At 66.4% G+C, this 23837-nt stretch carries 26 protein-coding genes and 1 pseudogene; 13 read left to right on the forward strand and 14 right to left on the reverse strand.

Annotation, left to right across the window (positions count from 1 at the left end; translation table 11 throughout):
- Positions 1 to 118: 118 nt before the first annotated feature.
- Positions 119 to 511: a 30S ribosomal protein S9 gene (gene rpsI / locus QMZ26_RS01435; RefSeq protein WP_079223875.1), complete on the reverse strand. Its 393-nt coding sequence runs from the start codon at positions 509 to 511 to the stop codon at positions 119 to 121.
- 2 nt (positions 512 to 513) lie between these two features.
- The gene (gene rplM / locus QMZ26_RS01440) at positions 514 to 942 is read right to left on the reverse strand and encodes a 50S ribosomal protein L13 (protein ID WP_079223878.1); all 429 of its coding nucleotides are present in this window, start codon (positions 940 to 942) and stop codon (positions 514 to 516) included.
- 197 nt (positions 943 to 1139) lie between these two features.
- Here rplM and coq7 point away from each other — a divergent pair, with 197 nt between their 5' ends.
- A complete protein-coding gene (coq7, locus tag QMZ26_RS01445; RefSeq protein WP_283220325.1) occupies positions 1140 to 1784 on the forward strand; it encodes a 2-polyprenyl-3-methyl-6-methoxy-1,4-benzoquinone monooxygenase in 645 nt (214 codons plus the stop codon).
- Positions 1785 to 1861: 77 nt separating this feature from the next.
- Here coq7 and sugE read toward each other — a convergent pair whose 3' ends face one another.
- Positions 1862 to 2182: a quaternary ammonium compound efflux SMR transporter SugE gene (gene sugE / locus QMZ26_RS01450; protein WP_079223883.1), complete on the reverse strand. Its 321-nt coding sequence runs from the start codon at positions 2180 to 2182 to the stop codon at positions 1862 to 1864.
- Positions 2183 to 2350: 168 nt separating this feature from the next.
- Positions 2351 to 3145, reverse strand: a complete 795-nt coding sequence (speD, locus tag QMZ26_RS01455; protein WP_006473908.1) for an adenosylmethionine decarboxylase — start codon at positions 3143 to 3145, stop codon at positions 2351 to 2353.
- A 149-nt stretch (positions 3146 to 3294) separates the two neighbouring features.
- Here speD and crp point away from each other — a divergent pair.
- Positions 3295 to 3973 (forward strand): annotated as a pseudogene (gene crp / locus QMZ26_RS01460) (cAMP-activated global transcriptional regulator CRP).
- A 117-nt stretch (positions 3974 to 4090) separates the two neighbouring features.
- Positions 4091 to 4852 carry a sulfite exporter TauE/SafE family protein gene (locus tag QMZ26_RS01465; protein ID WP_108759043.1) on the forward strand — a complete coding sequence of 254 codons (762 nt, stop codon included), beginning with the start codon at positions 4091 to 4093 and terminating at the stop codon, positions 4850 to 4852.
- An 87-nt stretch (positions 4853 to 4939) separates the two neighbouring features.
- Here QMZ26_RS01465 and QMZ26_RS01470 read toward each other — a convergent pair whose 3' ends face one another.
- From QMZ26_RS01470 to QMZ26_RS01490, 5 genes are all read right to left on the reverse strand, one after another.
- Complete coding sequence (locus QMZ26_RS01470; RefSeq protein WP_079223887.1) at positions 4940 to 5656, reverse strand: haloacid dehalogenase-like hydrolase; 717 nt, start codon at positions 5654 to 5656, stop codon at positions 4940 to 4942.
- Positions 5653 to 6447 (reverse strand): indole-3-glycerol phosphate synthase TrpC, encoded by a 795-nt coding sequence (trpC, locus tag QMZ26_RS01475; RefSeq protein WP_108747535.1) that lies wholly within the window; start codon positions 6445 to 6447, stop codon positions 5653 to 5655. Before trpC ends, QMZ26_RS01470 begins: the two co-directional genes overlap by 4 nt.
- A 74-nt stretch (positions 6448 to 6521) precedes the next feature.
- Entirely contained in the window at positions 6522 to 7553 is a 1032-nt protein-coding gene (trpD, locus tag QMZ26_RS01480) for an anthranilate phosphoribosyltransferase (RefSeq protein ID WP_108747536.1), read from the reverse strand.
- A 16-nt stretch (positions 7554 to 7569) separates the two neighbouring features.
- Positions 7570 to 8157: an aminodeoxychorismate/anthranilate synthase component II gene (locus tag QMZ26_RS01485; protein WP_283220326.1), complete on the reverse strand. Its 588-nt coding sequence runs from the start codon at positions 8155 to 8157 to the stop codon at positions 7570 to 7572.
- 2 nt (positions 8158 to 8159) lie between these two features.
- Positions 8160 to 8939: an SIMPL domain-containing protein gene (locus QMZ26_RS01490; RefSeq protein WP_283220327.1), complete on the reverse strand. Its 780-nt coding sequence runs from the start codon at positions 8937 to 8939 to the stop codon at positions 8160 to 8162.
- Between the two features lie 600 nt (positions 8940 to 9539).
- Between QMZ26_RS01490 and QMZ26_RS01495 the strand changes: the two genes are divergently transcribed.
- On the forward strand, positions 9540 to 10667 hold the full coding sequence (locus QMZ26_RS01495; RefSeq protein WP_283220328.1) for a PAAR domain-containing protein: 1128 nt from the start codon (positions 9540 to 9542) through the stop codon (positions 10665 to 10667).
- On the forward strand, positions 10652 to 11161 hold the full coding sequence (locus QMZ26_RS01500) for a hypothetical protein (protein WP_283220329.1): 510 nt from the start codon (positions 10652 to 10654) through the stop codon (positions 11159 to 11161). The genes QMZ26_RS01495 and QMZ26_RS01500 overlap by 16 nt, the downstream gene beginning before the upstream one ends.
- 86 nt (positions 11162 to 11247) lie before the next feature.
- On the opposite strand, the gene trpE is transcribed toward QMZ26_RS01500, so the two are convergent.
- The 5 genes from trpE to QMZ26_RS01525 all read right to left on the reverse strand — a co-directional run bounded on the left by trpE (position 11248) and on the right by QMZ26_RS01525 (position 15713).
- Entirely contained in the window at positions 11248 to 12723 is a 1476-nt protein-coding gene (gene trpE / locus QMZ26_RS01505) for an anthranilate synthase component I (RefSeq protein WP_283220330.1), read from the reverse strand.
- Positions 12724 to 13052: 329 nt separating this feature from the next.
- The gene (yegS, locus tag QMZ26_RS01510) at positions 13053 to 13988 is read right to left on the reverse strand and encodes a lipid kinase YegS (protein ID WP_283220331.1); all 936 of its coding nucleotides are present in this window, start codon (positions 13986 to 13988) and stop codon (positions 13053 to 13055) included.
- A gap of 193 nt (positions 13989 to 14181) precedes the next feature.
- Complete coding sequence (locus tag QMZ26_RS01515; protein ID WP_283220484.1) at positions 14182 to 14664, reverse strand: GNAT family N-acetyltransferase; 483 nt, start codon at positions 14662 to 14664, stop codon at positions 14182 to 14184.
- A 12-nt stretch (positions 14665 to 14676) separates the two neighbouring features.
- Positions 14677 to 15354 (reverse strand): ribulose-phosphate 3-epimerase, encoded by a 678-nt coding sequence (gene rpe, locus QMZ26_RS01520; protein ID WP_079223905.1) that lies wholly within the window; start codon positions 15352 to 15354, stop codon positions 14677 to 14679.
- Between the two features lie 29 nt (positions 15355 to 15383).
- Positions 15384 to 15713: a DnaJ domain-containing protein gene (locus QMZ26_RS01525; RefSeq protein ID WP_079223907.1), complete on the reverse strand. Its 330-nt coding sequence runs from the start codon at positions 15711 to 15713 to the stop codon at positions 15384 to 15386.
- Between the two features lie 141 nt (positions 15714 to 15854).
- On the opposite strand from QMZ26_RS01525, the gene QMZ26_RS01530 reads away from it, so the two are divergent.
- From QMZ26_RS01530 to QMZ26_RS01565, 8 genes are all read left to right on the forward strand, one after another.
- On the forward strand, positions 15855 to 16781 hold the full coding sequence (locus tag QMZ26_RS01530) for a phosphoribosylaminoimidazolesuccinocarboxamide synthase (RefSeq protein WP_079223909.1): 927 nt from the start codon (positions 15855 to 15857) through the stop codon (positions 16779 to 16781).
- Positions 16782 to 17063: 282 nt separating this feature from the next.
- Positions 17064 to 17549 carry an Mpo1-like protein gene (locus QMZ26_RS01535; RefSeq protein ID WP_079225412.1) on the forward strand — a complete coding sequence of 162 codons (486 nt, stop codon included), beginning with the start codon at positions 17064 to 17066 and terminating at the stop codon, positions 17547 to 17549.
- Positions 17550 to 17903: 354 nt separating this feature from the next.
- Positions 17904 to 20732, forward strand: a complete 2829-nt coding sequence (locus QMZ26_RS01540) for a monovalent cation/H+ antiporter subunit A (RefSeq protein WP_283220332.1) — start codon at positions 17904 to 17906, stop codon at positions 20730 to 20732.
- Entirely contained in the window at positions 20732 to 21109 is a 378-nt protein-coding gene (locus tag QMZ26_RS01545) for a Na+/H+ antiporter subunit C (RefSeq protein ID WP_283220333.1), read from the forward strand. The genes QMZ26_RS01540 and QMZ26_RS01545 overlap by 1 nt, the downstream gene beginning before the upstream one ends.
- Entirely contained in the window at positions 21106 to 22641 is a 1536-nt protein-coding gene (locus QMZ26_RS01550; protein ID WP_283220334.1) for a monovalent cation/H+ antiporter subunit D, read from the forward strand. Before QMZ26_RS01545 ends, QMZ26_RS01550 begins: the two co-directional genes overlap by 4 nt.
- Positions 22638 to 23144: a Na+/H+ antiporter subunit E gene (locus tag QMZ26_RS01555; protein ID WP_200732477.1), complete on the forward strand. Its 507-nt coding sequence runs from the start codon at positions 22638 to 22640 to the stop codon at positions 23142 to 23144. The genes QMZ26_RS01550 and QMZ26_RS01555 overlap by 4 nt, the downstream gene beginning before the upstream one ends.
- Positions 23141 to 23425, forward strand: a complete 285-nt coding sequence (locus QMZ26_RS01560; RefSeq protein WP_079223917.1) for a K+/H+ antiporter subunit F — start codon at positions 23141 to 23143, stop codon at positions 23423 to 23425. Before QMZ26_RS01555 ends, QMZ26_RS01560 begins: the two co-directional genes overlap by 4 nt.
- Positions 23422 to 23811 carry a Na+/H+ antiporter subunit G gene (locus QMZ26_RS01565; RefSeq protein ID WP_283220335.1) on the forward strand — a complete coding sequence of 130 codons (390 nt, stop codon included), beginning with the start codon at positions 23422 to 23424 and terminating at the stop codon, positions 23809 to 23811. Before QMZ26_RS01560 ends, QMZ26_RS01565 begins: the two co-directional genes overlap by 4 nt.
- Positions 23812 to 23837: the final 26 nt, after the last annotated feature.

The raw sequence follows: 23837 nt of genomic DNA on the forward strand, positions 1-23837 counted from the left end.
GGCCGCTGGCCGGCAACCAGGGAATGCACTCCCCCGAAACGACAAAAGCCCGGCCGAAGCCGGGCTTTTGCTTTTCCAACCAGCGGGCTCCCGAAGGAGCCCAACCAGGCGCGGTAAATCAGCGCTTGGAGAACTGGGTGGCGCGGCGGGCCTTGTGCAGACCGACCTTCTTACGCTCGACTTCACGGGCGTCACGGGTCACGAAGCCAGCCTTGCGCAGCTCGGACTTCAGGGTTTCGTCGTACTCGACCAGAGCACGGGCGATGCCCAGACGGATCGCACCGGCCTGGCCGGTGGTGCCGCCGCCAGCGGCGGTGACCAGGATGTCGAAGCTTTCGGTGTTCTTGGTCAGCTCGAGCGGCTGGCGCACGATCATGCGCGCGGTCTCACGACCGAAGAACTCGTCCAGCGGACGGCCATTGACGGTGATGTTGCCCGTACCCTTGCGCAGGAACACGCGAGCGGTGGAGGACTTGCGGCGGCCAGTGCCGTAGTTTTGAGTGATAGCCATGATTAGATATCCAGAACCTGCGGCTGCTGTGCGGCGTGCGGATGCTCAGTGCCGGCGTAGACCTTGAGCTTGCGGTACATCTGGCGACCCAGCGGGCCCTTCGGCAGCATGCCCTTGACGGCAGTCTCGATGACGCGCTCCGGGTGACGCTCCAGCGCCTGGGCCAGGGATTCGGTCTTCAGGTTGCCGATGTAACCGGTGAAACGGTGATACATCTTGTCCTGCAGCTTCTTGCCGGTGACGGCAATCTTTTCTGCATTGATGACGACCAGGTAGTCGCCGGTATCAACGTGGGGGGTGTAGACCGGCTTGTGCTTGCCACGCAGACGGCGGGCCAGCTCGGTGCAGAGACGGCCCAGGGTCTTGCCCTCGGCGTCGACGAGGTACCAGTCGCGCTGGACGGTCTCGTTCTTGGCAGTGAAAGTGCTCATGAAGAACTCTAGGTTAGGTCGGGCTCATTGCGGCGAAAGGCTCGCCGGAACTCTGCCACGCGTTGTGAAAAGGTGAAGCGTAAGAGGCGGGATTGTACTCACCCGGGCGCCCCGGCGCAAGCCGCCCCCTGTACCGGGTTGGCAGAGAACCGGGGCCGGGCGAGAATCGGGGGTCCCCCCGCCCCACCCATGCCGCCATGACCGTGCTCCGCCAGACCACCCCGCTGGACCATCTGCTGACCGAGGCGCAGCGCGCCCTGGACACGGTGTTCGGCAACCCGCCGGCATCACGCCCCTACCCGGCGGCCGAAACCGGCGAGCCGGGCATGGACACGGCGCAGCGCCGCCATGCCGCTGGCCTGATGCGGATCAACCACGTCGGCGAGGTCTGCGCGCAGGGCCTGTATTTCGGCCAGGCCGCGGTCGCCCGTGACCCCTCCACCCGCGAGCACCTGCTGGAAGCGGCGCAGGAAGAAACCGACCACCTGGCCTGGTGCGCCACCCGGCTGGCCGAGCTGGACAGCCGCCCCAGCCTCTTCAACCCGCTGTGGTACGCCGGCAGCTACACCATCGGCACCCTGGCCGGGCTGCGCGGCGATGGCTGGAACCTCGGCTTCGTGGTCGAGACCGAGCGTCAGGTGGAAGCCCACCTGGACGAGCACCTGGTCGACCTGCCGGCCGGCGACCTGCGCAGCCGCGCGGTCATCCGGGTGATGAAGGAAGACGAGGCCCGCCATGCCGAGCACGCCGAGCAGGCCGGCGCCCGCCGCCTGCCGTTCCCGATCCCGGGCGCGATGGCCCTGGCGTCGAAGGTGATGAAGCACATCGCCTACCGCATTTGAACGGCCGCCCCCACCAACGGTGAGGGCCTACCAAAGGTGCGGTGGGGCCCGACCGTTGGTCGGGCCGTCGGGTCGCCTTAATTGGGCGACACCAGCTTCAGGCCGATCACACCGGCCACGATCAGGCCCACGCAGGCCAGGCGCGCCGGCGACGCGCTGTCGTTGAACAGGAAAATGCCCAGCACCGCCACGCCCATGGCGCCGATGCCGGTCCAGATGGCATAGGCCGTGCCGACCGGGATGGCCTTCATTGCCTGGCTCATCAGGTACAGGCTGATCAGGGCCGACACCACGGTGGCAGCAGTGGGCAGCGGCTTGCTGAAGCCTTCGGAGTACTTCATCCCGAGCGCGAAGCCGATTTCGAACAGGCCGGCCAGCAGCAGGTAGATCCAGGGCATGGGTGGGGGCTCCTCACCTTGTTGAAGAGAAACAAAACGGCCCGGTGTTTTCACACCGGGCCGTGGGTCGGCACATCACCGTGGAACTGCAAACTGCGCGAAAAGCGCGTTCCACGGGGCGGGTCGTCCCGCCTGGGTGGCGATGCCGGAGGGCATCGCGCACGGGTCTTACTCGGACAGGTTGCGGCCGTGGAACAGCTCTTCGATCTCGCGCTTGAGCAGCGCTTCGATCTTCATGCGTTCCTTGAACGACAGGTTCTTGGCCTTTTCCTCGAACAGGTACTGGTCCAGGTCGAAGTCCTTCAGGTGCATCTTCGTGTGGAAGATGTTTTCCTGGTAGACGTTGACGTCGAACATCTCGTAACGCGACTTGATGTTCTTGGCCAGGAAGTTCTGGATCGAGTTGATCTTGTGATCGATGTAGTGCTTCTTGCCCTTCACATCGCGGGTGAAGCCACGGACACGGTAGTCCATGATCACGATGTCCGATTCCAGGCTCTCGATCAGGTAGTTCAGGGCCTTCAGCGGCGAAATGACGCCACAGGTGGCCACGTCGATGTCGGCACGGAACGTCGCGATACCTTCCTGCGGATGGGTCTCCGGGTAGGTGTGGACAGTGATGTGGCTCTTGTCCATGTGCGCGACCACGGCATCGGAGATCAGCTCCTTGCCGGCCTGCTTCTTGTCGATCACCGGCTCTTCGGAGATCAGGATCGTCACCGAGGCACCCTGCGGATCGTAGTCCTGGCGGGCCACGTTCAGGATGTTCGCGCCGATGATCTCGGCGACATCGGTCAAGATTTGAGTCAGCCTGTCGGCGTTGTACTCTTCATCGATGTATTCAATGTAACGCTGACGCTCCTCTTCGGTGCGCGCGTAACACACGTCATAGATGTTGAAGCTCAGCGCCTTGGTGAGGTTGTTGAAACCCTGCAACCTCAGGCGAGGCAACGGCTTGACCACGGCGGTCGATTCCTGTGTAAGAAGGGAAAGGGTGAATTATGGGGCAAAGTGCCCCCGGGGGGAACGTGAAGAGCTCACGACTCTGGCACACTATTTGCCCTTAACAGGTGCGCTGGTTAAGCTCCGCCATCGAACCTGTGAATCCGTTCATGCGCAGAGGGAGCGCCCCTATCGTGTCAACCGTGCGCCTAGCTAGCAGCCCATTGGCCTTGGACATCGCCACAATCGACCGTTTCCTGGCTCACAGCCATCGGCGGCGATACCCCACCCGGACCGACGTCTTCCGCCCTGGAGACCCGGCGGGGACCCTGTATTACGTCATCAGCGGCTCGGTTTCGATCATGGCCGAGGAAGATGACGACCGCGAGCTGGTGCTGGGCTATTTCGGCGCAGGCGAGTTCGTCGGTGAGATGGGCCTGTTCGTGGAGTCGGACCGCCGCGAGGTGATCCTGCGCACGCGCACCGCCTGTGAACTGGCCGAGATCAGCTACGAGCGCCTGCATCAGCTGTTCCTGGGTCCGCTCTCGGCCGATGCCCCGCGCCTGCTGTACGCGCTGGGCCAGCAGATCTCCAAGCGCCTGCTCGATACCAGCCGCAAGGCCAGCCGCCTGGCGTTCCTGGACGTGACCGACCGCATCGTGCGCACCCTGCACGATCTGGCCCAGGAGCCGGAATCGATGAGCCACCCGCAGGGCAGCCAGCTGCGCGTCTCGCGCCAGGAACTGGCGCGCCTGGTCGGCTGCTCGCGCGAAATGGCCGGCCGCGTGCTGAAGAAGCTGCAGACCGACGGCCTGCGGCAAGACCGTGGTGCTGTACGGCACCCGTTGATTGCTGGGGCAACCGTGTAGAGCCGAGCCCATGCTCGGCTGCTGTGTGCCAACGGCAGCCGAGCATGGGCTCGGCTCTACACGGCTCCTGCGCAACCTGCTGGGCTAGGCTCGGTGCATGGAACTGAGCAGCGAATTCTGGTGGTTCATCCTCATCGGCCTGGGCGCGCAGCTGGTCGATGGCGCATTGGGCATGGCCTTCGGCCTGGTGTCCTCGTCGGTGATGCTCGCCATGGGCATCCCGCCGGCACAGGCCAGTGCGGCCATCCACACCGCCGAAGTGTTCACCACCGGCGCCTCCGGTGTGTCGCACCTCGTCGCCGGCAATGTCGATAAACGCCTGTTCTTCCGCCTCGCCATACCCGGCGCGATAGGCGGCGCGGTGGGCGCCTACGGGCTGACCCAGTTGCCCGGCGACGTGATCCGCCCGCTGATCTACCTCTACCTGCTGGTGCTGGCCATCATTATCCTGGCCCGTGCCGCTGGCCGGCTGATGCCCAAGGGCGAGGTCAAGCGCGTGCCCGTGCTGGGCTTCGTGGCCGGCTTCCTCGATGCCAGCGGCGGCGGTGGCTGGGGCCCGGTGGCCACCTCCACCCTGCTCGCCCGCGGCGGCCAGGCGCGCACCACCATCGGCACGGTGAATGCGTCCGAGTTCGTGGTGACCCTGACGGTTTCAGCCACTTTCCTGATGTCGATGGGGCTGCATCACCTGCAGATCGTGGCCGGCCTGCTGATCGGCGGCATGATGGCCGCCCCGGTGGCGGCGCTGCTGGTGAAGCGGCTGAAGGAACGCTGGGTGCTTATTGCCGTGGGCGTGCTGGTGCTGGCCATCAGCCTGTTCCAGATCGGCCACGCGCTGTTCGGGTATCTGGGGCGCTGATTGATCGCCGGGCATGGCCCGGCGCTACCCCTGGCCGCATCGGTAGCGCCGGGCCACGCCCGGCGAATCCATCACCGTGCGATGGGCTCAGGCCTTCTCGCCGCCGCGGTCCACGCAGCCCCAGTTGAGGATGCGGGTACCGGCCGGCAGCACGCGGCGGAAGAAGTCCACCTTGCCCGGCTTCGGGTTCACCACCACCGGTGCCTTGGCCGCCAGCAGCAGCGGCAGGTCAGCGGTGCTGTCGGAGTAGGCAATGTCGATCTGCCCATAGCCGCGCTCGCGCAGCATGCGCATCTTCTCTTCGTTGTGGCAGTGCCGGGTCGGGCCAACACCGCCCAGCCGCGGGCCGACCTCGGTGCCGATCACCGGCACGTCCTGGTGGGCCACGAAGGCCAGGATGGCGCGGGCCAGCTCCGGCGGCGCGCCGGTGGCAACCACCACGCGGTCGCCCTTGGCCCGGTGCGCGGCGAACACCTCCAGCGCCTGCGGCAGCAGCTTGGCGCGCATCTGCGCCTCGTTGCGCAGCACGTAGGCGTCGATGACCTTGTTGAAGTCACGCGCCCGGTGCAGGCCGAAGCTGCCGATCCACACATAGACCGAAATGCCGGCACGGCGGGTCGGCAGCATCGCCACCATCGGCCCGGCGATCGGCGTGACCAGCAGCGCGGCCAGCATGCGCAGCGGGTTGCGCTTGATCAGCGAGGCGAACAGGTGGGTGCCCGAATCGCCGTCGTAGAGGGTGTGGTCGAAGTCGAAGACCACCAGCGGCGCATCCTCGCGCGGCGTTGGATAGTGCGTTGTCATGCCGCGAAGAATAGCTGACGCAGGCCCTCGCCCGGCTCTTCCACGCGCATGAAGGCCTCGCCGACCAGGAAAGCGTGAATGCCGGCGTCGCGCATCAGGGCCACGTCCTGCGGGCCGAGGATGCCGCTTTCGGTCACCAGCAGGCGGTCACGCGGCACCGCTTTCTGCATGTCCAGGGTGGTCTGCAGCGAGACTTCGAAGGTGCGCAGGTTGCGGTTGTTGATGCCGATCATCGGCGCCGGCACCTGCAGCGCGCGCTCCAGCTCGTCGATGTCGTGCACTTCCACCAGCACGTCCATGCCCAGCGACAGCGCCAGTTCGGACAGGGTGGCCAGCTGGGTGTCGTCCAGCGCGGCGACGATCAGCAGGATGCAGTCGGCGCCCAGCACGCGCGCCTCGTACACCTGGTAGGCGTCGATCACGAAGTCCTTGCGCAGCACTGGCAGCGTGCAGGCCTCGCGGGCCTGCTGCAGGTAGGCGTCGGCGCCCTGGAAGAAGTCCACGTCGGTCAGCACCGACAGGCAGCTGGCACCGCCGAATTCGTAGCTGACGGCGATGTCGGCCGGGCGGAAGTCCGGGCGGATCACGCCCTTGGAGGGGCTGGCCTTCTTCACTTCGGCGATGACCGCCGGGTCGCCGTTGGCCACGGCCGCCTGCAGGGCGCGCACGAAGCCACGGACCGGCGGGGCGCTGGCCAAGGCGGCCTGCAACGCCTCGAGCGGGCGCTGGGCGCGGCGCTGGGCCACTTCTTCGGCCTTGCGGGCCAGGATCGTCTGCAGGATGTCGCTCATCGTCGTCGGTTCAATGCGGGGGCGGTGAGGACGGCCATTATCGGCCATCGGGTGGGTCAGGCTGAACCGCGCGCTCAGGCAACCAGCGCGCGGGTGGTATCAACGTACTGCTGCAGGCGCTGGCGGGCGCTGCCGTTGGCGATGGCGGCACGGGCGCGGGCCAGGCCGTCGCCGATGTCGCTGGCCACGCCGGCCACGTACAGGGCGGCGCCGGCATTGAGGGCCACGATGTCCAGCGCCGGCCCCGGGGTGTTGTCCAGCACCGCGCGCAACATCTGGATCGACTGCTCCGGGCTGTCCACGCGCAGGTTGCGGCTGGCCGACATGGCGATGCCGAAGTCTTCCGGGTGGATCTCGTACTCGCGCACCTTGCCGTCGCGCAGCTCGCCGACCAGGGTGCCGGCGCCCAGCGAGATCTCGTCCATGTTGTCGCGGCCCCAGACCACCATGGCGCGCTCGGTACCCAGCTCGCGCAGCACGCGCGCCTGGATGCCCACCAGATCGGGGTGGAACACGCCCATCAGCACCGACGGTGCGCTGGCCGGGTTGGTCAGCGGGCCGAGGATGTTGAAGATGGTGCGCACGCCCATCTCGCGGCGCACGGGCGCGACGACCTTCATCGACGGGTGGTGGATCGGCGCGAACATGAAGCCGATGCCGGTCTGTTCGATCGCGGCGGCCACCTGGGCCGGCTGCAGTTCGATGGCCGCACCCAGCGCTTCCACCGCATCGGCGCTGCCGGACTTGGACGACACGCTGCGGTTGCCGTGCTTGGCCACGCGCGCACCGGCGGCGGCGGCGACGAACATCGCGCAGGTGGAGATGTTGAAGGTGTGCGAGCCATCGCCACCGGTGCCGACGATGTCGACCAGGTGGGTGTTGTCGGCCACCGGCACCGCCAGCGCGAATTCGCGCATGACCGTGGCCGCCGCAGCGATCTCGTCGATGGTTTCCTTCTTCACCCGCAGGCCGGTGAGGATGGCGGCGGTCATCATCGGCGAGACGTCGCCGCGCATGATCTGCCGCATCAGATCGACCATTTCGTCGAAGAAGATTTCGCGGTGCTCGATGGTGCGTTGCAGGGCTTCCTGGGGGGAGAAGCTCATGGGAATGCTCCTTGGATCAGGCCGCCGGGCGCTGCAGGAAATTGCGCAGCAGGGCGTGGCCGTGTTCGGTGAGGATGGATTCGGGGTGGAACTGCACGCCTTCCACCGGGAACTGGCGATGGCGCAGGCCCATGATCTCTTCGATCGAGCCGTCCTCGTTCTCGGTCCAGGCGGTCACTTCCAGCGCGTCGGGCAGGCTGTGCTTGTCCACCACCAGCGAGTGGTAGCGGGTGGCCTGGTAACGGTCCGGCAGGCCGGCGAACACGCCCTTGCCTTCATGGCGGATGGGCGAGGTCTTGCCATGCATGATGTTGCCGGCGCGGATGACCGTGCCGCCGTAGACCTGGCCGATGCCCTGGTGGCCCAGGCACACGCCGAGGATGGGCGTGGTCGGGCCCAGGCGCTCGATGAGCTCCAGCGACACGCCCGCTTCGTTGGGCGTGCACGGGCCGGGCGAGATGACGATGCGCTCGGGTTTCTGCGCGGCGATCTCGTCCACGCTCATCGCATCGTTGCGCACCACCTTCACTTCGGCGCCCAGCGTCTGCAGGTACTGCACGAGGTTGTAGGTGAAGCTGTCGTAGTTGTCGATCATCCACAACATGGTCAGGTTCCGTCGCTTATCAGGAAAATGGCGTACACGTTTTCGGTGTAGGTGATGGGGCCGGCTTCGAGGGATTCCGGCGCCCTGGGCGCGGCACTGCCGGTCACGGTGATGTCGTTCGCGCGCGGCTCGGGAACATCGACCTCATCCCCTTCGTCCGACGCCGGCCATCGACCCGCCTGGATGCCGTAGGCGAAGTTCGGCGCCACATCGGAAATGCTGTACAGCCCGCGCAGCTGGGTGCCGTAGGCCTTGGCCAGGCCCTGCGCGGACTGGCGCGTCTGTGCCGCCGCCTCACCCTTGAGTTCGCGTCGCAGCGCCACTTCGCCCGAATAGGAGGGGGCGACGCTGCTGACCTGCACGTTCTCGTTGGCTTTCAGCGCCCCCAGCACGTCCTGCATCGCCTTCACGCTGGCGAAGCTGGCACGCAGCTGGCGCGACACGCGGGTGCCGATGAAGACCTGCCGGCTCTGCTCATAGCGCGTCGCCGGGCCAATGCGCAGGTTGTCCGCGCGCACGCTGCCTTCCACCGCATTGTTCTGCTTGAACAGCGCCAGCGCGCGGGCGACGTTGTCCTGCACGCGGCGGCGCGCGGCGTCGGCGTCCATGTCGGTTTCTTCGATGTTCAACTGCAGGCCGAACCGGTCGGGCATCACCGTGCGGGTACCCTGCCCCTTCACCAGCAGGTGTGGCTGCGAGGGAATGGTGTTGGCCTGCGCCCATGCAGAGGGGGCCATCGTGGCCAGCAGCGACGACCACAGCAATGCGCTCAGCAGCTTCATGCGGTACTCCTTGTCGGCAGGTGGGGAGGGCGGGAGACGCGTTGCTGCAGACGATACGCACGGTCAGGCAAGGCGCCCACTCCAGGTGCCCGCTGCGTCGCATCAGTATGTCGGGGGTACGCTTTGTGCAGCAATCAACCAGCTCCTGTTGGGGGAGCCGCCGTGCCGGGGAGCGTTCTATTGGATCTTGCCCGCCGATACGGCGGCAAGGTGCGGTCCGGGACCGCGACGACCTGCCGCTTCCTATTGGAAGCGCCACCACTTGGCTACATTGTTCAGCAGGGTGCGGGTCATCGGACAACTCTGGGGGCGATTACCGGAGGCAGCGGCCTGGAAGCGCCGTTGCGGTGTATGGGTCCAAGCGTATCAGATCCCGAACGCCCCGGGGCGGGGAGATTTATCTGCCTGATCAGGGAGCAGAACCGGGGCCACCTCGTGTATGACGCAATTGCCTTGGTGCGGAAAGGGCTCCGTCCTGGTTTTTCAGACTTTTACCTGGCCCTATGTGACCGCCCTTGCAGTTGCGTGCCAGTGCAATTGAGGCGGCGTTCCCTCCCGCTCATCCTCCTTCGCACTCTCCAGCAGCACAGGAGCGCCAGGATGGCGCGATTGTTCATCGTCGTGGGCGACAGACTCAGTAGTGGCGGCAGCGTTCTCACCGGATCACCGTTCACCGATATCGAGGGGCGGCCCATGGCTCGAGTAGGTGACCGCACGATCTGTCCGACGCATGGCCCCGGCACGATCATTACCGGCGATGCCACGCTGATCGTGGACGGAAACGCGGCTGCCAGGCATGGCGACCGGGCAAGTTGTGGATGCTCGCTGATTGCGGGGCGGCAGAACCTGGTTTTCGTGGATCAGGGAGTTGCATCGACCCCCAGTGCTCAGGCACCACCCACGGCTACGACGCGCCAGGCAGGCGCCACTTCGAACATTCCGGCAGAGTCGCCGGATCGGAGATCCACGCTCAGATCACGGCGAAGGGCTTCAGTATGCTGGGCCGAGGATCACGAGATTGAGGTAGCGACAAATGCACATGGACGCTACTACCTCGTGCATGACGAGAACGGAAACCCTCTGGACCTAAGCCTGCAAAGAAAGTTCAAAATCTCTGTACCACTGAAATCCACAGGCGATGTGGAAGTACTGGTTCGTATCAAGGCAACTGCTGTGCAAGCTGGATCAGGTGCTGGCGCAACAGTTTCGCAAGAGGACATGGATGCGGCCAAGTCGCGGATGGAGGCAGGCATTCAGACACTGTGGAACAACAAATTCACGCTGGAGATATTCGATGCCCCGTGCGGCACCAAAACCTTCCCCATAGTATTCAAAGTCGAATGGGTTGCCAGAGGCCATCACTACGCAATGAATGTAAGTCCAAGCCAACTGCGTGAGCACGTCGTAAACATGAATATCAACGTGTGGAAGGATACAACCACATGGACCTTTGCGCATGAGTATGCACATTGCTTCGGCGTAGCTGACGAGTATTCCTACGACCGGATGAACGCCTGGACATTGAGATACTATCGCCCCGATGGAACATTGAGCCCAGATGCCCTACAGATTCCAGCAAACAAGGCAGATGACGATCCGGGCGCCACAATCATGTCAACCCAGAACAACACCAGCGTAGAGCTCAGGCATGCGTGGCAGATCGCCCTGGAAGTTCAAGCATTTCTAGCGCGCCACACAGGTAGGAGAATCGAATGCAGCGTCAGATAGCCTTTTGCATTGCAATGGGATTCAGCAGCCTAATCAACGCAGGAGATCGCTCCATGGATAGAAATCCTGACTTTGAAATCACTGCCAGCTGCAAGGGGCAGACTCCCTGCATCTTTGATGGCGACAGAATCGCCTTCGATATCAGCGTCAGGAACGTCAAGGACACGCCCATCAATCTGCCATTGGAATTCATTCGCTACGGTGGCCCTTACATTGTTCTTCATGACAACCGGACGCAGCGCCAGCTGACGCTTCCCTCGCACATGCTCGATGGCGCCCTTCTGTCCAACGTGACCGCAGTAGCACCAGGCCAGTCGGTGTCCGTATCCGGTTCCATCGATGCATCCTATCTGGATGCGTGGGGAGGTGAGGATGCAGATGTGACTGCCATGATAAAGCTCGCCGCACCTTTGGACGGATCCAAACAGTTCCAGTCGATTGGAACGACGGCGCTTCGAATCGTCGGAAGCAAGGCATTCACAGGTAAGGGGTGAATCGTACGGCCGTGCCGGGAGGCGACGGCCGGTCACATCAGCGGACATGCCCATGCCGACCGGGCGCTCAACAGGGCGCCCAGCAACTACAACCCCTTGGCGGCCTGGGCGACGGCGCGGAACAGCGCGCGGCCCTTGTTCATCGTCTCGTCCCATTCCTTGTCCGGGTCCGAGTCGTAGACGATGCCGGCGCCGGCCTGCACGTACAGGCGGCCGTCCTTGATCACCGCGGTGCGGATCGCGATCGCGGTATCGGCATCGCCATGCCAGCCGATGTAGCCGATGCTGCCGGCGTAGACGTTGCGCTTGATCGGTTCCAGCTCGCGGATCACTTCCAGCGCGCGGATCTTCGGCGCGCCGCTGACCGTACCGGCCGGGAAGGTGGCGCGCAGCACGTCGGCGTAGCTCAGGCCCGGCTGCAGCTGCCCGGTCACTTCGCTGACGATGTGCATGACGTGGCTGTAGCGTTCGATCACGAACTGCTCGCCCACTTCCACGGTGCCGGCCTTGGACACGCGGCCGGCATCATTGCGGCCGAGGTCGATCAGCATCAGGTGCTCGGCACGTTCCTTCGGGTCCGCCAGCAGCTCGGCTTCCAGCGCCTGGTCCAGCTCGGGCGTGGCGCCGCGCGGGCGGGTGCCGGCAATCGGCCGCACGGTCACTTCACCGTCCTGCAAACGCACCAGGATTTCCGGCGAGGAACCGACCACCTGCAGGTCGCCGACGTCGAGGAAATACATGTACGGCGAGGGATTCAGTGCACGCAGCGCGCGGTACACATCCACCGGGCGCGCCTTGAACGGCACGCTCAGGCGCTGGCTGAGCACCACCTGGAAGATGTCGCCGGCGCGGATGTATTCCTTGCTGCGCTGGACCGCATCGACGAAGCCTTCGCGGGTGAAACCGGAAACGAAATCGGATTCGTCCAGCACATCGCTGTTGAGCGGGGCGGGATAGCCCGCACCCGGCGCACGCAGCTTGGCGGTCAGGGCATCCAGGCGGGCCTGGGCCTGCTCGAAGGCACCTTCGACACGCGGGTCGGCATGCACGATCAGGTACAGGCGGCCCTTGAGGTTGTCGAACACCGCCAGCTCGTTGGAATCCAGCAGCAGGATGTCCGGCGTGCCCAGCTCATCGCGGCCGGCCGGCGGCGCCAGGCGCGGTTCGATGTAGCCGATGCATTCGAAGCCGAACCAGCCGACCAGGCCGCCGGTGAAGCCCGGCAGGCCGTCCAGCTTGGGCACCGAGTGGGCGCTGCGCAGCGCCTCGACCTCGGCGAAAGGATCGGCCACTTCGCGGGTGTCCACCACCTGGCCATCCTCGCGCACGGTCAGGGTGTGGCCGTGGAAGGCGTACACGCGGCGCGCCGGCAGGCCGATGATCGAATAACGACCAAAGCGCTCGCCGCCTTCGACGGATTCAAACAGGTAGGTATTGGGGCCGTCGGCGAGCTTCAGGTAGACCGAAAGCGGCGTGTCCAGGTCGGACAGCACTTCACGGACGACGGGAATGTGGGTGTGGCCTTCAGCGGCCTGCTGCTGAAACTGAGCGAGCGAATTCAAGACGACTTTCCTTCCGGGACACAGCGTTATGGGGGCGGACGACGGCAACGGGCCACCATCGCCACCAACGGCGTGCGGAAGAAAGAGTATGCGGGGTCGTCAGGCTGGACACCCCTTGACTGTAACGCAGCTTGCCCGGGAGGGAAACCCTGTGAAACTGAACCGGCCGTTGGGGTGATGGCCGGACGGACGAGGGGCTTGGGGGCGTTGGGGCGCCGGTAGAGTCGACTGTCAGTCGACTGCTCTTGGCGGGACCGCTGAAAACCCCGCGCTGCGCGCGCAAGTCGACTGACAGTCGACTCTACCCACTCGACGCTACCCCGTTAGCGCTACCCCTGCCCGGCCAGCAGCGCGCAGTCGGCCGGCAGGTGCATGCGCACCCGCCCGGCCACGCAGTCGATGTGGAAACGTTGCGCCTGCACCGGCTCGCCATCCAGGTTCAGGGTCAACGCCTGCGGGGCGTCGATCTGCAGCCACGGCAGCTGCGCGCGGGTCGCCACCCGCTCCAGTGCCGCCTCCTTGCCACCGGTCAGCATCTGGCCCAGGGTCGCGGCCACCTCGCCGTCCAGTTCGGGCACCACGGTGACGTCCAGCAGGCCGTCGTCGATCAGCGCCTGCGGGCACAGCTGCTGGCCGCCACCGGCCTGGCGACCGTTGCCGATGCCCAGCGCGATGAATCCGCCCTCCCAGCTGAAATCCGGGCCGGACAGACGCGCAGTGATCGGTTCGATGCGGCCCAGCTTGGCAATGCCGGTGATGACGTAGGCCAGTCCGCCCAGCATTTTCTTCAGGCCGGCATCGGTTTCCACAGTCACCTGGGTCCCGAAGCCGCCGCTGGCGAGGTTGGCGCACCACCAGGGCGTGCCATCGGCCTCCACACGCAGCAGGTCGATGGGCCTGGCCGGCACCTGCCCGATCAGGGCGAAGGCCTCCGAGGGTTCGGTAGGAATGCCGGCCGACGTGGCGAAATCGTTGGCCGTGCCCATCGGCACCAGGGCCAGCGATGGCAGTGCGTCGGCCGGTTCATCGCGATGGGCGAGGGTTTCGGCGACCGCACTGAGCGTGCCGTCACCGCCGGCCGCCACGATCACATCCACGCCATGGCCGATGGCTTCAGCCACGTAGCGTTCGGCGTCGCCCTCCTCCCACGTCACCCGCACTTCCAGCTGCACGCCCTGCCCGCGCCAGTGGCCGACGGCACTGCGCAGATCGTCATTGCCAGCGGATTTTCCGTTGAGTATCAGGCGCCAGCGCGGGGTGGTCATGCAGGTGCTTCCGGTGGGGGTGGCACAGGCTAGCAACCGCGCGTTCGCGGCCGGTGAAGCCTCCGTGTCATGCAGGTGTCATCGCCGACCCGGAACATGGGAGGCCATAGCAGGGACGACGGATGGAGGCAGGATCAGCCTCCCACGAATGCAGCAGGGCCGCGCCAGTGTTTGGCGCGGTCTTTTTTTTGCCTCAACCGTTGGCGAAATCGTGCAGCGCCTGGCCCTGCAGCCGGTACACGGTCCACTCGTCCTGCGGCTTCGCACCGGCAGCGGTGTAGAACTCGATGGCCGGGGTATTCCAGTCCAGCACCGACCATTCGAAGCGACCGCAGCCCTCGGCCACGGCCTGACGCGCGATGTACTTCAGCAGCGCCTTGCCGGCGCCGGCACCGCGCTTTTCCTGGCTGACATACAGGTCTTCCAGGTAGATGCCCTTGCGGCCCAGCCAGGTCGAGTAATTGTAGAAATACACCGCATAGCCGATGGCCTCGCCGCCGGCTTCGCAGATCAGCGCGCGGGCGGTGGCATCGGCGCCGAACAGGCTCTCGGCGATGCCGATCTCATCGGTCTGCACCGAATGCTCGGCCTTCTCGTAGATGGCCAGCTCGCGGATGAACTGCAGGATCAGGCCGGCATCGGCCACGGTGGCCGGGCGGATGTTCAACACGGCCACCATACTCATGGCTCAGCCCCGCGCCGCAGTGACATTCGCGCGCATCTGCGCGATCACGTCCTGGTAGCTGGTCTTGGCGTTGAAGATGGCCGAACCTGCGACGAAGGTGTCGGCGCCGGCAGCGGCGATCGCACCGATGTTGTCGGCCTTCACGCCGCCGTCGATCTCCAGGCGGATGTCCTTGCCGCTGGCGTCGATCTTCTGGCGGACCACGCGCAGCTTGTCCAGCGCCGAGGGAATGAAGGCCTGGCCGCCGAAGCCCGGGTTGACCGACATCAGCAGCACCAGGTCCAGGTCATCCAGCACCCAGTCCAGGATGTCCACCGGGGTGGCCGGGTTCAGCACGATGCCCGGCTTGCAGCCCAGCGAGCGGATCAGCTGGATGGTGCGGTGCGGGTGGCGGCTGGCCTCCGGGTGGAAGCTGATGTAGGTGGCGCCGGCCTCGGCGAAGTCCGGGATGATGCGGTCCACCGGCTCGACCATCAGGTGCACGTCGATCGGCGCGGTCACGCCGTGCTTGCGCAGGGCCTGGCAGACCATCGGGCCGATGGTCAGGTTGGGCACGTAATGGTTGTCCATCACGTCGAAGTGGACCCAGTCCGCACCGGCGGCCAGGACGTTGTCCACTTCCTCGCCCAGGCGGGCGAAATCGGCGGACAGGATGGACGGGGCGATGAGGCAGTTGGACATGGCCGGGGCCTTGGGGCGAGGGAAAGGGGTCAGCGCTTGCGCAGCGTCTTGATGCGGTCGTAGGCGGCGTTGATCCGCCGCGACTTCTGCTCGGCCTGCTGCTGCAGCTCGGGGGCCGCGCCGCCGAGCTTGTCGGGGTGGTACTGGGAAATGAGCTTGCGGTAGGCCCGCTCGACCTCGGCGTCGGTGGCCTCGGAGGTCAGCCCCAGCTCCCGGTACGGGTTTTCCTTGTTCAGGCGGAACCAGTCCGAGTCGAAGGCATGGCCGAGCAGCAGGCCGATGACCGCCCCGAACAGCGGATTGGGCCGGAACAGCAGGGCCCCGGCGATGAAACCGAGCAGTTTTCCGTACCAGCGCATGGCGCCCCAGGGTCGACCGGCGAAATGGATGCTCATTTTACGTCACAGCGGGCCCGGACCGCTTTACACTAGGCCGCCCGCTGGTCAGCGGGCCCGCCGGGTCCGCTGGGCAGCCGTATCGACAACGCCCCAGGAGTGCCCGTGCCAACCACGCTGTTGCAATCCGATCTCCCCGGCCTGCCCTTGCGCCATCGCGGCAAGGTGCGTGATGTGTTCGATATCCCGCGCGAGCGGCTGCCTGCAGGGACCCCGCCGGGCGACTACCTGCTGATGGTGGCCACCGATCGCCTGTCGGCGTTCGACGTGGTCCTGCCCGACCCGATCCCGGGCAAGGGCGAGATGCTCTGCCAGGTCTCCAACTTCTGGTTCGCCAAGACCGCGCACCTGATGCCCAACCACCTGACCGGCATCGACGTGGCCAGCGTGCTGCCTGAGGGCGTGGACCCGGCCCTGTACGCCAAGCGCGCGGTGGTCACCCGCAAGCTGAAGCCGGTGCCGGTGGAAGCGATCGCCCGCGGCTACCTGATCGGCAGCGGCTGGAAGGACTACCAGCGCACCGGCAAGGTCAGCGGCATCGACCTGCCCGATGGCCTGCGCCAGGCAGAGCAGCTGCCCGAGCCGATCTTCACCCCGTCCACCAAGGCCGCCGTCGGCGACCATGACGAGAACATCGATTTCGATGCGATGGTCAAGCAGGTAGGCGCGGACCTGGCCGAGCGCGTGCGCGATGCCACCCTGCGCATCTACAAGTTCGCCGCGGACTATGCCCGCGAGCGCGGCATCATCCTGGCCGACACCAAGTTCGAGTTCGGCACCGATGCCGATGGCCGCCTGTACATCATGGACGAGATGCTGACGCCGGATTCCTCGCGTTACTGGCCGGCCGACGAGTACGAGGTGGGCACCAGCCCGCCGAGCTACGACAAGCAGTTCGTGCGTGATTACCTGGAGACGCTGGACTGGGGCAAGACCGCCCCGGGCCCGGCCATCCCGGCCGAAATCATCGAGCGCACCCGCGCCAAGTACGCCGAGGCGCTGCAGCGCCTGGCCGGCATCAGCGTCGACTGATGCCCCTGCGCCCCGGCCGGTCTGGCCGGGGGCGTTCGCGCAGCCAGGCATGGCCTGGCTCTACTGCGGGCGTGGCGGGAGATGCGCCCGATGAATTGGACCCGGTAGAGTCGACCGTTGGTCGACTATCGCGCGCAGCGCGGGAATTTCGCGATCTGATGGTAGAGCAGTCGACTGACAGTCGACTCTACCAAGTCGACTCTACCAAGTCGGCCCCACCCCGTCGGCCCACCATTTTGCGCCCCCCATGATCGCGCGGTGCTGCGGGAGTATGCTGGCAGCATGCAGACCACCACCCAGCTTGCGCGGCCGATCGACCGCTACTTCGCCAGCTACTCCGACGACCACCGCAATGTGATCAACCAGCGCATCCACGTGGTGGCGGTACCGGCGATCCTGTGGTCGGTGGTGGCCCTGCTGTGGTGCGTACCGCCGCTGATCACCTGGTTCCAGTACGGCATCTGGGCCGCCTTTGCGATGTTCAGCGCCTGGTGCTTCTACAACAAGCTGTCGCGCCCGCTGGGCATCGGCATGCTCATCCAGTTCTTCGTGTTCGGCTGCCTGTGCCGCCTGCTGGAGGCCGAGATCGGCCTGCACAACCTGTTCTGGCTGGCGGTGGGCGTGTTCGTGGTGGCCTGGGTGGCGCAGTTCATCGGCCACAAGTTCGAAGGCCGCAAACCCAGCTTCCTGACCGACCTGACCTACCTGCTGATCGGACCGGCCTGGGTGATGGCCAAGGCCTACCGCAAGCTCGACTGGCGCTACTGACACCTCCCGCCGCGCCCTCCGGCCATCGTTTCCTGAACGGGCGCGGCCCGTCACCCCTGCTGCACGATCGACCTGCCAGCCTGCGATGCACGGGCGGCACAGGCCTGCCTGCGCGTCCGCCGTGAAAGCCACAGCCGTTGCCACGCGGGGGCGCAGGCCGCCATGCGCGGGCGTAGGGAGCCGATCCGGCAAAGCCGGCGACCACACCCTGCAAGGCACGGAAAAGGGCGTGCCGCACCGCAAAAAAGATGAATAGCGCACGTTACATGCCGTTTGTGGCCGTTACATGGGTTTCGGCGACATTTGGCTGACTGTTAGACTCAATGACCTGCTCGTGAATCATGGATTCCCTGCATGCTCCCCAGCCTGCCCCTGCTGCTGGCCCTGCCGTTCCTGATGGCAGTGGCTGTTGCGGCCTTCCCCCGTAGTTCCCGCTCGACAGCCGCCTGGCTGGCGGCGCTGGCGCCGTTGGGCGGCCTGGCCATCCTCGGCTGGCTGACCCCGGCGGTGATGGACGGGCAGGTGGTCCGCACCCTGGTGCCCTGGCTGCCGCAGATCGGGCTGGATTTCGTCCTGCGCCTGGATGGCCTGGCCTGGATGTTCGCCGGCATGGTGCTGGGCATCGGTGCGCTGGTGGTGCTGTACGCGCGCTACTACCTCAGCAGCCAGGACAACGCCCACCGCTTCTACTGTTACCTGCTGCTGTTCATGGGCGCCATGCTGGGCATGGTGATCTCCGGCAATCTGCTGTTGCTGATGATCTTCTGGGAGATGACCAGCATCAGCTCGTTCCTGCTGATCGGCTTCTGGTCGCACCGCAAGGATGCCCGCGAGGGCGCGCGCATGGCGCTGGTGATCACCGGCGGCGGCGGCCTGGCCCTGCTCGGTGGCGTACTGCTGATCGGCCGCATCGTCGGCAGCTTCGACCTGGACGTGGTGCTGGCCGCCGGCGAGCAGATCCGCGCCAGCGCGCTCTACCCCTATGCCCTGTTCCTGGTGCTGGCCGGCATCTTCACCAAGAGCGCGCAGTTCCCGTTCCACTTCTGGCTGCCGCACGCCATGGCCGCGCCCACCCCGGTGTCGGCCTACCTGCATTCGGCCACCATGGTGAAGGCCGGCGTATTCCTGCTGGCGCGCCTGCACCCGGCCCTGGCCGGCAGCGACCTGTTCTTCTACACGGTCAGCGGCATCGGCGCGCTGACCCTGCTGATCGGCGCCTGGAACGCGATCTTCCAGCACGACCTGAAGGGCCTGCTGGCCTATTCGACGATCTCGCACCTGGGCCTGATCACCCTGCTGTTCGGCCTGTCCACGCCGATGGCGGTGGTGGCCGGCGTGTTCCACATCCTCAACCACGCCACCTTCAAGGCCTCGCTGTTCATGGCCGCCGGCATCATCGACCACGAGACCGGCACCCGCGACATGCGCAAGCTGGGCGGGCTGCGCAGGCTGATGCCCTTCACCAGCGCGCTGGCGATCATCGCCTCGCTGGCGATGGCCGGCATCCCGCTGCTCAACGGATTCCTGTCCAAGGAAATGCTGTTTGCCGAGGCGCTGACCGCCGGCGGGCCCGGCACCATGCGCACGGCCGTGTCGATCGCCGCGCTGCTGGCCGGTGTGTTCGGCGTGGCCTACAGCCTGCGCTTCGTACACGACACCTTCTTCGGGCCCGGCCCGCACGATCTGGACCGCGTGCCCCACGAGCCGCCGCGCTGGATGAAGGTGCCGGTGGAGATCCTGGTGGTGATCTGCGTGGCGGTGGGCATCGCCCCGGCGCTGACCGTGGCACCGGTGCTGCACGCTGCGGCCGGTTCCATCCTCGGCAGCGCCATGCCCGAATACAGCCTGTCGGTCTGGCACGGCTTCAACCTGCCGCTGGCGATGAGCGCGATCGGCGTGGTCGGCGGCGTGGCCCTGTACTTCGGCCTGCGCAAGCTGATCAACCTGCACGGCGTGCAGAACACCACCACCGGCCGCAACGTCTTCCACGCGCAGCTGGACACGATTTCCGCGCTGGCCATGCGCCTGACCAACGGCATCGCCAACGGCAGCCTGCAGCGCATGCTGCTGGGCCTGGTACTGGTGGCGATCACCGTGGCCGCCGCACCGTACATCGCCAACCCGGCCTCGCCCAACTGGACCCGGCCGCAGCCGATCCCGCTGCTGGGCTGGGCGCTGTGGCTGGTGATGATGGCCTGTGCGGTGGCCCCCCTGCGCGTGTACAAGCAGCGCCTGCTGGCGGTGCTGCTGGTCGGTGGCGTGGGCCTGATGGTGTCGCTGACCTTCGTGTTCCTGTCCGCGCCGGACCTGGCGCTGACCCAGCTGCTGGTGGAGATGGTGACCCTGGTGCTGATGCTGCTGGGCATGAACTACCTGCCCGCCCAGTCGGGGCCGGAGCGGCCACGCTGGCGCAAGCGCCGCGATGCGGTCATCGCGATCCTCGCCGGCAGCGGCCTCGGCGCGCTGGCCTACAGCGCGATGACCCTGCCGCCGAACACCATGGCCGGCGAGATGCTCGCCCGCGCCCTGCCCGAGGCCTATGGGCAGAACGTGGTCAACGTGATCCTGGTCGACTTCCGCGGCTTCGATACCTTCGGCGAGATCACCGTGTTCGGCATCGCCGCGCTGGTGGTGCATGCCCTGCTGCGGCGCACGCGCATGGCGCCGGAACAGATCATGCCCGGCCCGCCGATCAAGCTGCCGGTGCCGGCCGATCTGGCCCAGATCATGTTCCCGCTCACCCTGACGGTGTCGATCTTCCTGTTCCTGCGCGGCCACAACGCGCCCGGCGGCGGCTTCATCGCCGGCCTGGTGCTGGCGGTGCCGCTGCTGATCCAGTACGTGATCCAGGGCACCGCCTCGGTCGAATCACGCTTCGGCTTCGACTACATCCGCTGCATCGGCATGGGCCTGCTGATCGCCCTGCTCAGCGGCAGCGCCTCGATGCTGTTCGGCGTGCCGTTCCTGACCAGCGGCCACGTCGACCTGCACCTGCCGCTGATCGGTGAGGTGCCGCTGGCCAGCGCCATTGGCTTTGACATCGGCGTCTACCTGGTGGTGTTCGGCGGCGCCATGCTGATGCTGTCGATGATGGGCACGGTCAAGCCGTCGCGCACGCGCACCGCGCGCCGCGGCGAGATCGACCTGCAACGCCGTTCGGCCCGCACCGGGGAGATGCACTGATGGAACTGGCCCTGGCCACCGCGATCGGCGTGCTGACCGCCATTGGCATCTACCTGCTGCTGCGCGCGCGCAGCTTCGATGTGATCCTCGGCATGACCTTCCTGTCCTACGCCACCAACCTGCTGATCTTCGCCGGTGGCCGCGTGGTGCTGGGCAAGGCGCCGGTACTGAAGGAAGGCGTGGACAGCAACCTGGGCAACTACACCGACCCGCTGCCGCAGGCGCTGGTGCTGACCGCCATCGTCATCGCCTTTGCGATGACCGCGGTGACCATCGTGCTGGCCATGCGCAGCCGCAGCGACAACCACAGCGACCACGTGGATGCGCACGAGCCGGATGAAGACGCACCGCCGCGTCGGGGCGAGGACCAGGCATGAATCATCTGGTGATCCTGCCGATCCTGGTTCCGCTGCTCGGCGCCGCGCTGTCCCTGTTCGTCGAACACCGCCGCTATGGCCCGAAGGTGCAGCGCAGCGTGGCCTGGACCGCGATGGCGGCGCTGGCCGTGGTGGTGGGCCTGCTGTTCGCGCAGACCGCCGGCGGTGACATCAACGTCTACCTGCTGGGTGACTGGCCGTCGCGCCTGGGCATCGCGCTGGTGGCCGACCGCCTGTCGGCGTGGATGCTGCTGACCACCCTGCTGCTGGCCATCCCCTGCCTGATGCACGCCTGCTCGGGCTGGGACCGGCGCGCGCCGCACTTCCATGCCCTGTTCCAGTTCCAGCTGGTGGGCCTGAACGGTGCGTTCCTCACCGGCGACATCTTCAACCTGTTCGTGTTCTTCGAGGTGATGCTGATCGCCTCCTACGGCCTGCTGCTGAGTGGTGGCCGCGGCCTGCGCATGCGCATCGGCCTGCATTACGTGGTGTTCAACGTCACCGCCTCGACCTTGTTCCTGATCGCGCTGGGCCTGCTGTACGCCTCGCTGGGGTCGCTGAACATGGCCGAGCTGTCGCAGCGCATCGCCGAAGTGCCGGCCTCGCAGCTGACCCTGGTGAAGGCGACCATCGGCCTGTTGCTGCTGGTGTTCTGCGCCAAGGCCGCGCTGATGCCGCTGTACCTGTGGCTGCCCGAATCCTATGCGCGTGCACCGGCTGCGGTGGCGGCACTGTTCGCGATCATGACCAAGGTCGGCCTGTACGCGGTGCTGCGCGTGCAGATGCTGTGGTTCGGCGAGGACGCCGGCGCGCTGGCCGGCTATGGCCGCGACTGGCTGCTGTGGGCCGGCGTGGCCACCCTGGTGCTGGGCGGCCTGGGCGCACTGGCCGCAGCCCGCCTGCGCGTGCTGATCTCCTATCTGGTCGTCGTCTCGGCGGCGACGCTGTTCATCGCCTTCGCGGTGGGCACGCCGAAGGTGCTGTCGGCCGGCCTCTACTACCTGCCGCACAGCAGCTTCGTTGCGGCGGCGCTGTTCCTCATCGCCGACCTGATCCGCCGCCGCCGTGGCGGTGCCAGTGATCGCAAGGAAGTGGTGGCACCGATGCCGGGCAAGGAAACGCCGGCCGTGCTGTTCCTGATCGGCGCGGTCTCGGTGGCCGGCCTGCCGCCGCTGTCCGGCTTCCTGGCCAAGGCCGCGCTGCTGGCGGGCATGCCCGCGCAGTACACCGGTGCGGTGTGGACGGCGGTGCTGGCCAGCAGCCTGCTGGTCATCATGGGCCTGACCCGCGGTGGCATCCGCCTGTTCTGGCGCGTGCCGCTGCCCGACCCGGAGGCACCGCCGCCGCGCAAGGCACCGCTGCGCCGCATCGAGCTGTACGCCGCCTGCCTGCTGCTGGCCTACGGCATCGGCATGACCCTGGGTGCCGCACCGCTGATGCGCCACACCGATGCCATCGCTGCCCAGCTGCTGCAGCCGGGTGACTACGTGCAGCAGTTGCGCGCAACCACGCCGGAGATCCGCCAGCCATGACCGCCAAGCGCTCCTTCCGCCGCCGCGTGTTCCCCTCGCCCGCCCTGAGCATGATGGTGGTGGCGTTCTGGCTGCTGATGTCCGACAGCTTCACCCTCGGCCAGATCGTACTGGGCCTGGTGCTGGGCGTGGTGGTGCCGCTGTTCGCCGCGCGCCTGGACCGCGAGTTCGCCCGCATCGGCACGCTGCGGCCGGTGCCCAAGCTGCTGGTGGTCACCCTGTGGGACATCCTGATGTCCAACATCCGCGTGGCCATCCAGGTGCTCGGCCCGGAGCGCAACATCCACCCCGGTTTCATCTGGTTGCCGCTGGATATCGCCAACATCCATGGCATCGCCGCGCTGACCAGCATGATCACCCTGACCCCGGGCACCGTGTCGGCCGCGCTGAGCGATGACCGCAAGTACCTGCTGGTGCACGTGCTGCACCTGGAAGACCCGCAGGAGCTGATCGACACGATCAAGCGACGTTACGAAGCCCCGTTGATGGAGATCTTCCCATGACTGGATTCCAGATCATCCAGACCACCCTGGTGGTGTGCATGCACGTGGTCGGCCTGGCCATGCTGCTGGGCACCTGGCGCCTGCTGCGCGGCCCGACCGTGCCCGACCGCATCCTCGCGCTGGACACGCTGTCGGTGACCGCCATCGCCGAGCTGATGCTGTTCGGCATGTACCTCAACTCGGCGATCTACTTCGAAGCGGCGCTGGTCATTGCCATGCTCGGCTTCGGCAGCACCGTGGTGCTGAGCAAGTTCGTGCTGCGCCGGGACATCGTCGAATGATCACCTTCATCCAGATCGCCCTGTCGGTGCTGCTGCTGTTTGGCTGCTTCTTCATCCTGGTCGGTGCGCTGGGGCTGGTGAAGCTGTCGACCTTCTTCAAGCGCCTGCACGCGCCGACCAAGGCCAGCACGCTGGGCGTGGGCTGCGTGCTGGCGTGTTCGGTCTGCTACCACATCTTCCTGGGCCAGGACCCGCAGCCGCGCGAGCTGCTGATCACCGTGTTCCTGTTCATCACCGCGCCGATCAGCGCGCACATGATGGCCAAGGCCGCGCTGTCGCTGCTGATGGAAACCCGGCCCAGCCTGCCGGGCAACGAACGCGCCAAGGAAGAACAGCTGCCGCCGCCGGAACCGGCGCGGGAAGAGGACACGCCGCAGAACCTGTAGGTGCCGACCGTTGGTCGGCACAGCTC

It is taken from the genome of Stenotrophomonas sp. PFBMAA-4, from assembly GCF_030053215.1.
GTDB lineage: Bacteria > Pseudomonadota > Gammaproteobacteria > Xanthomonadales > Xanthomonadaceae > Stenotrophomonas.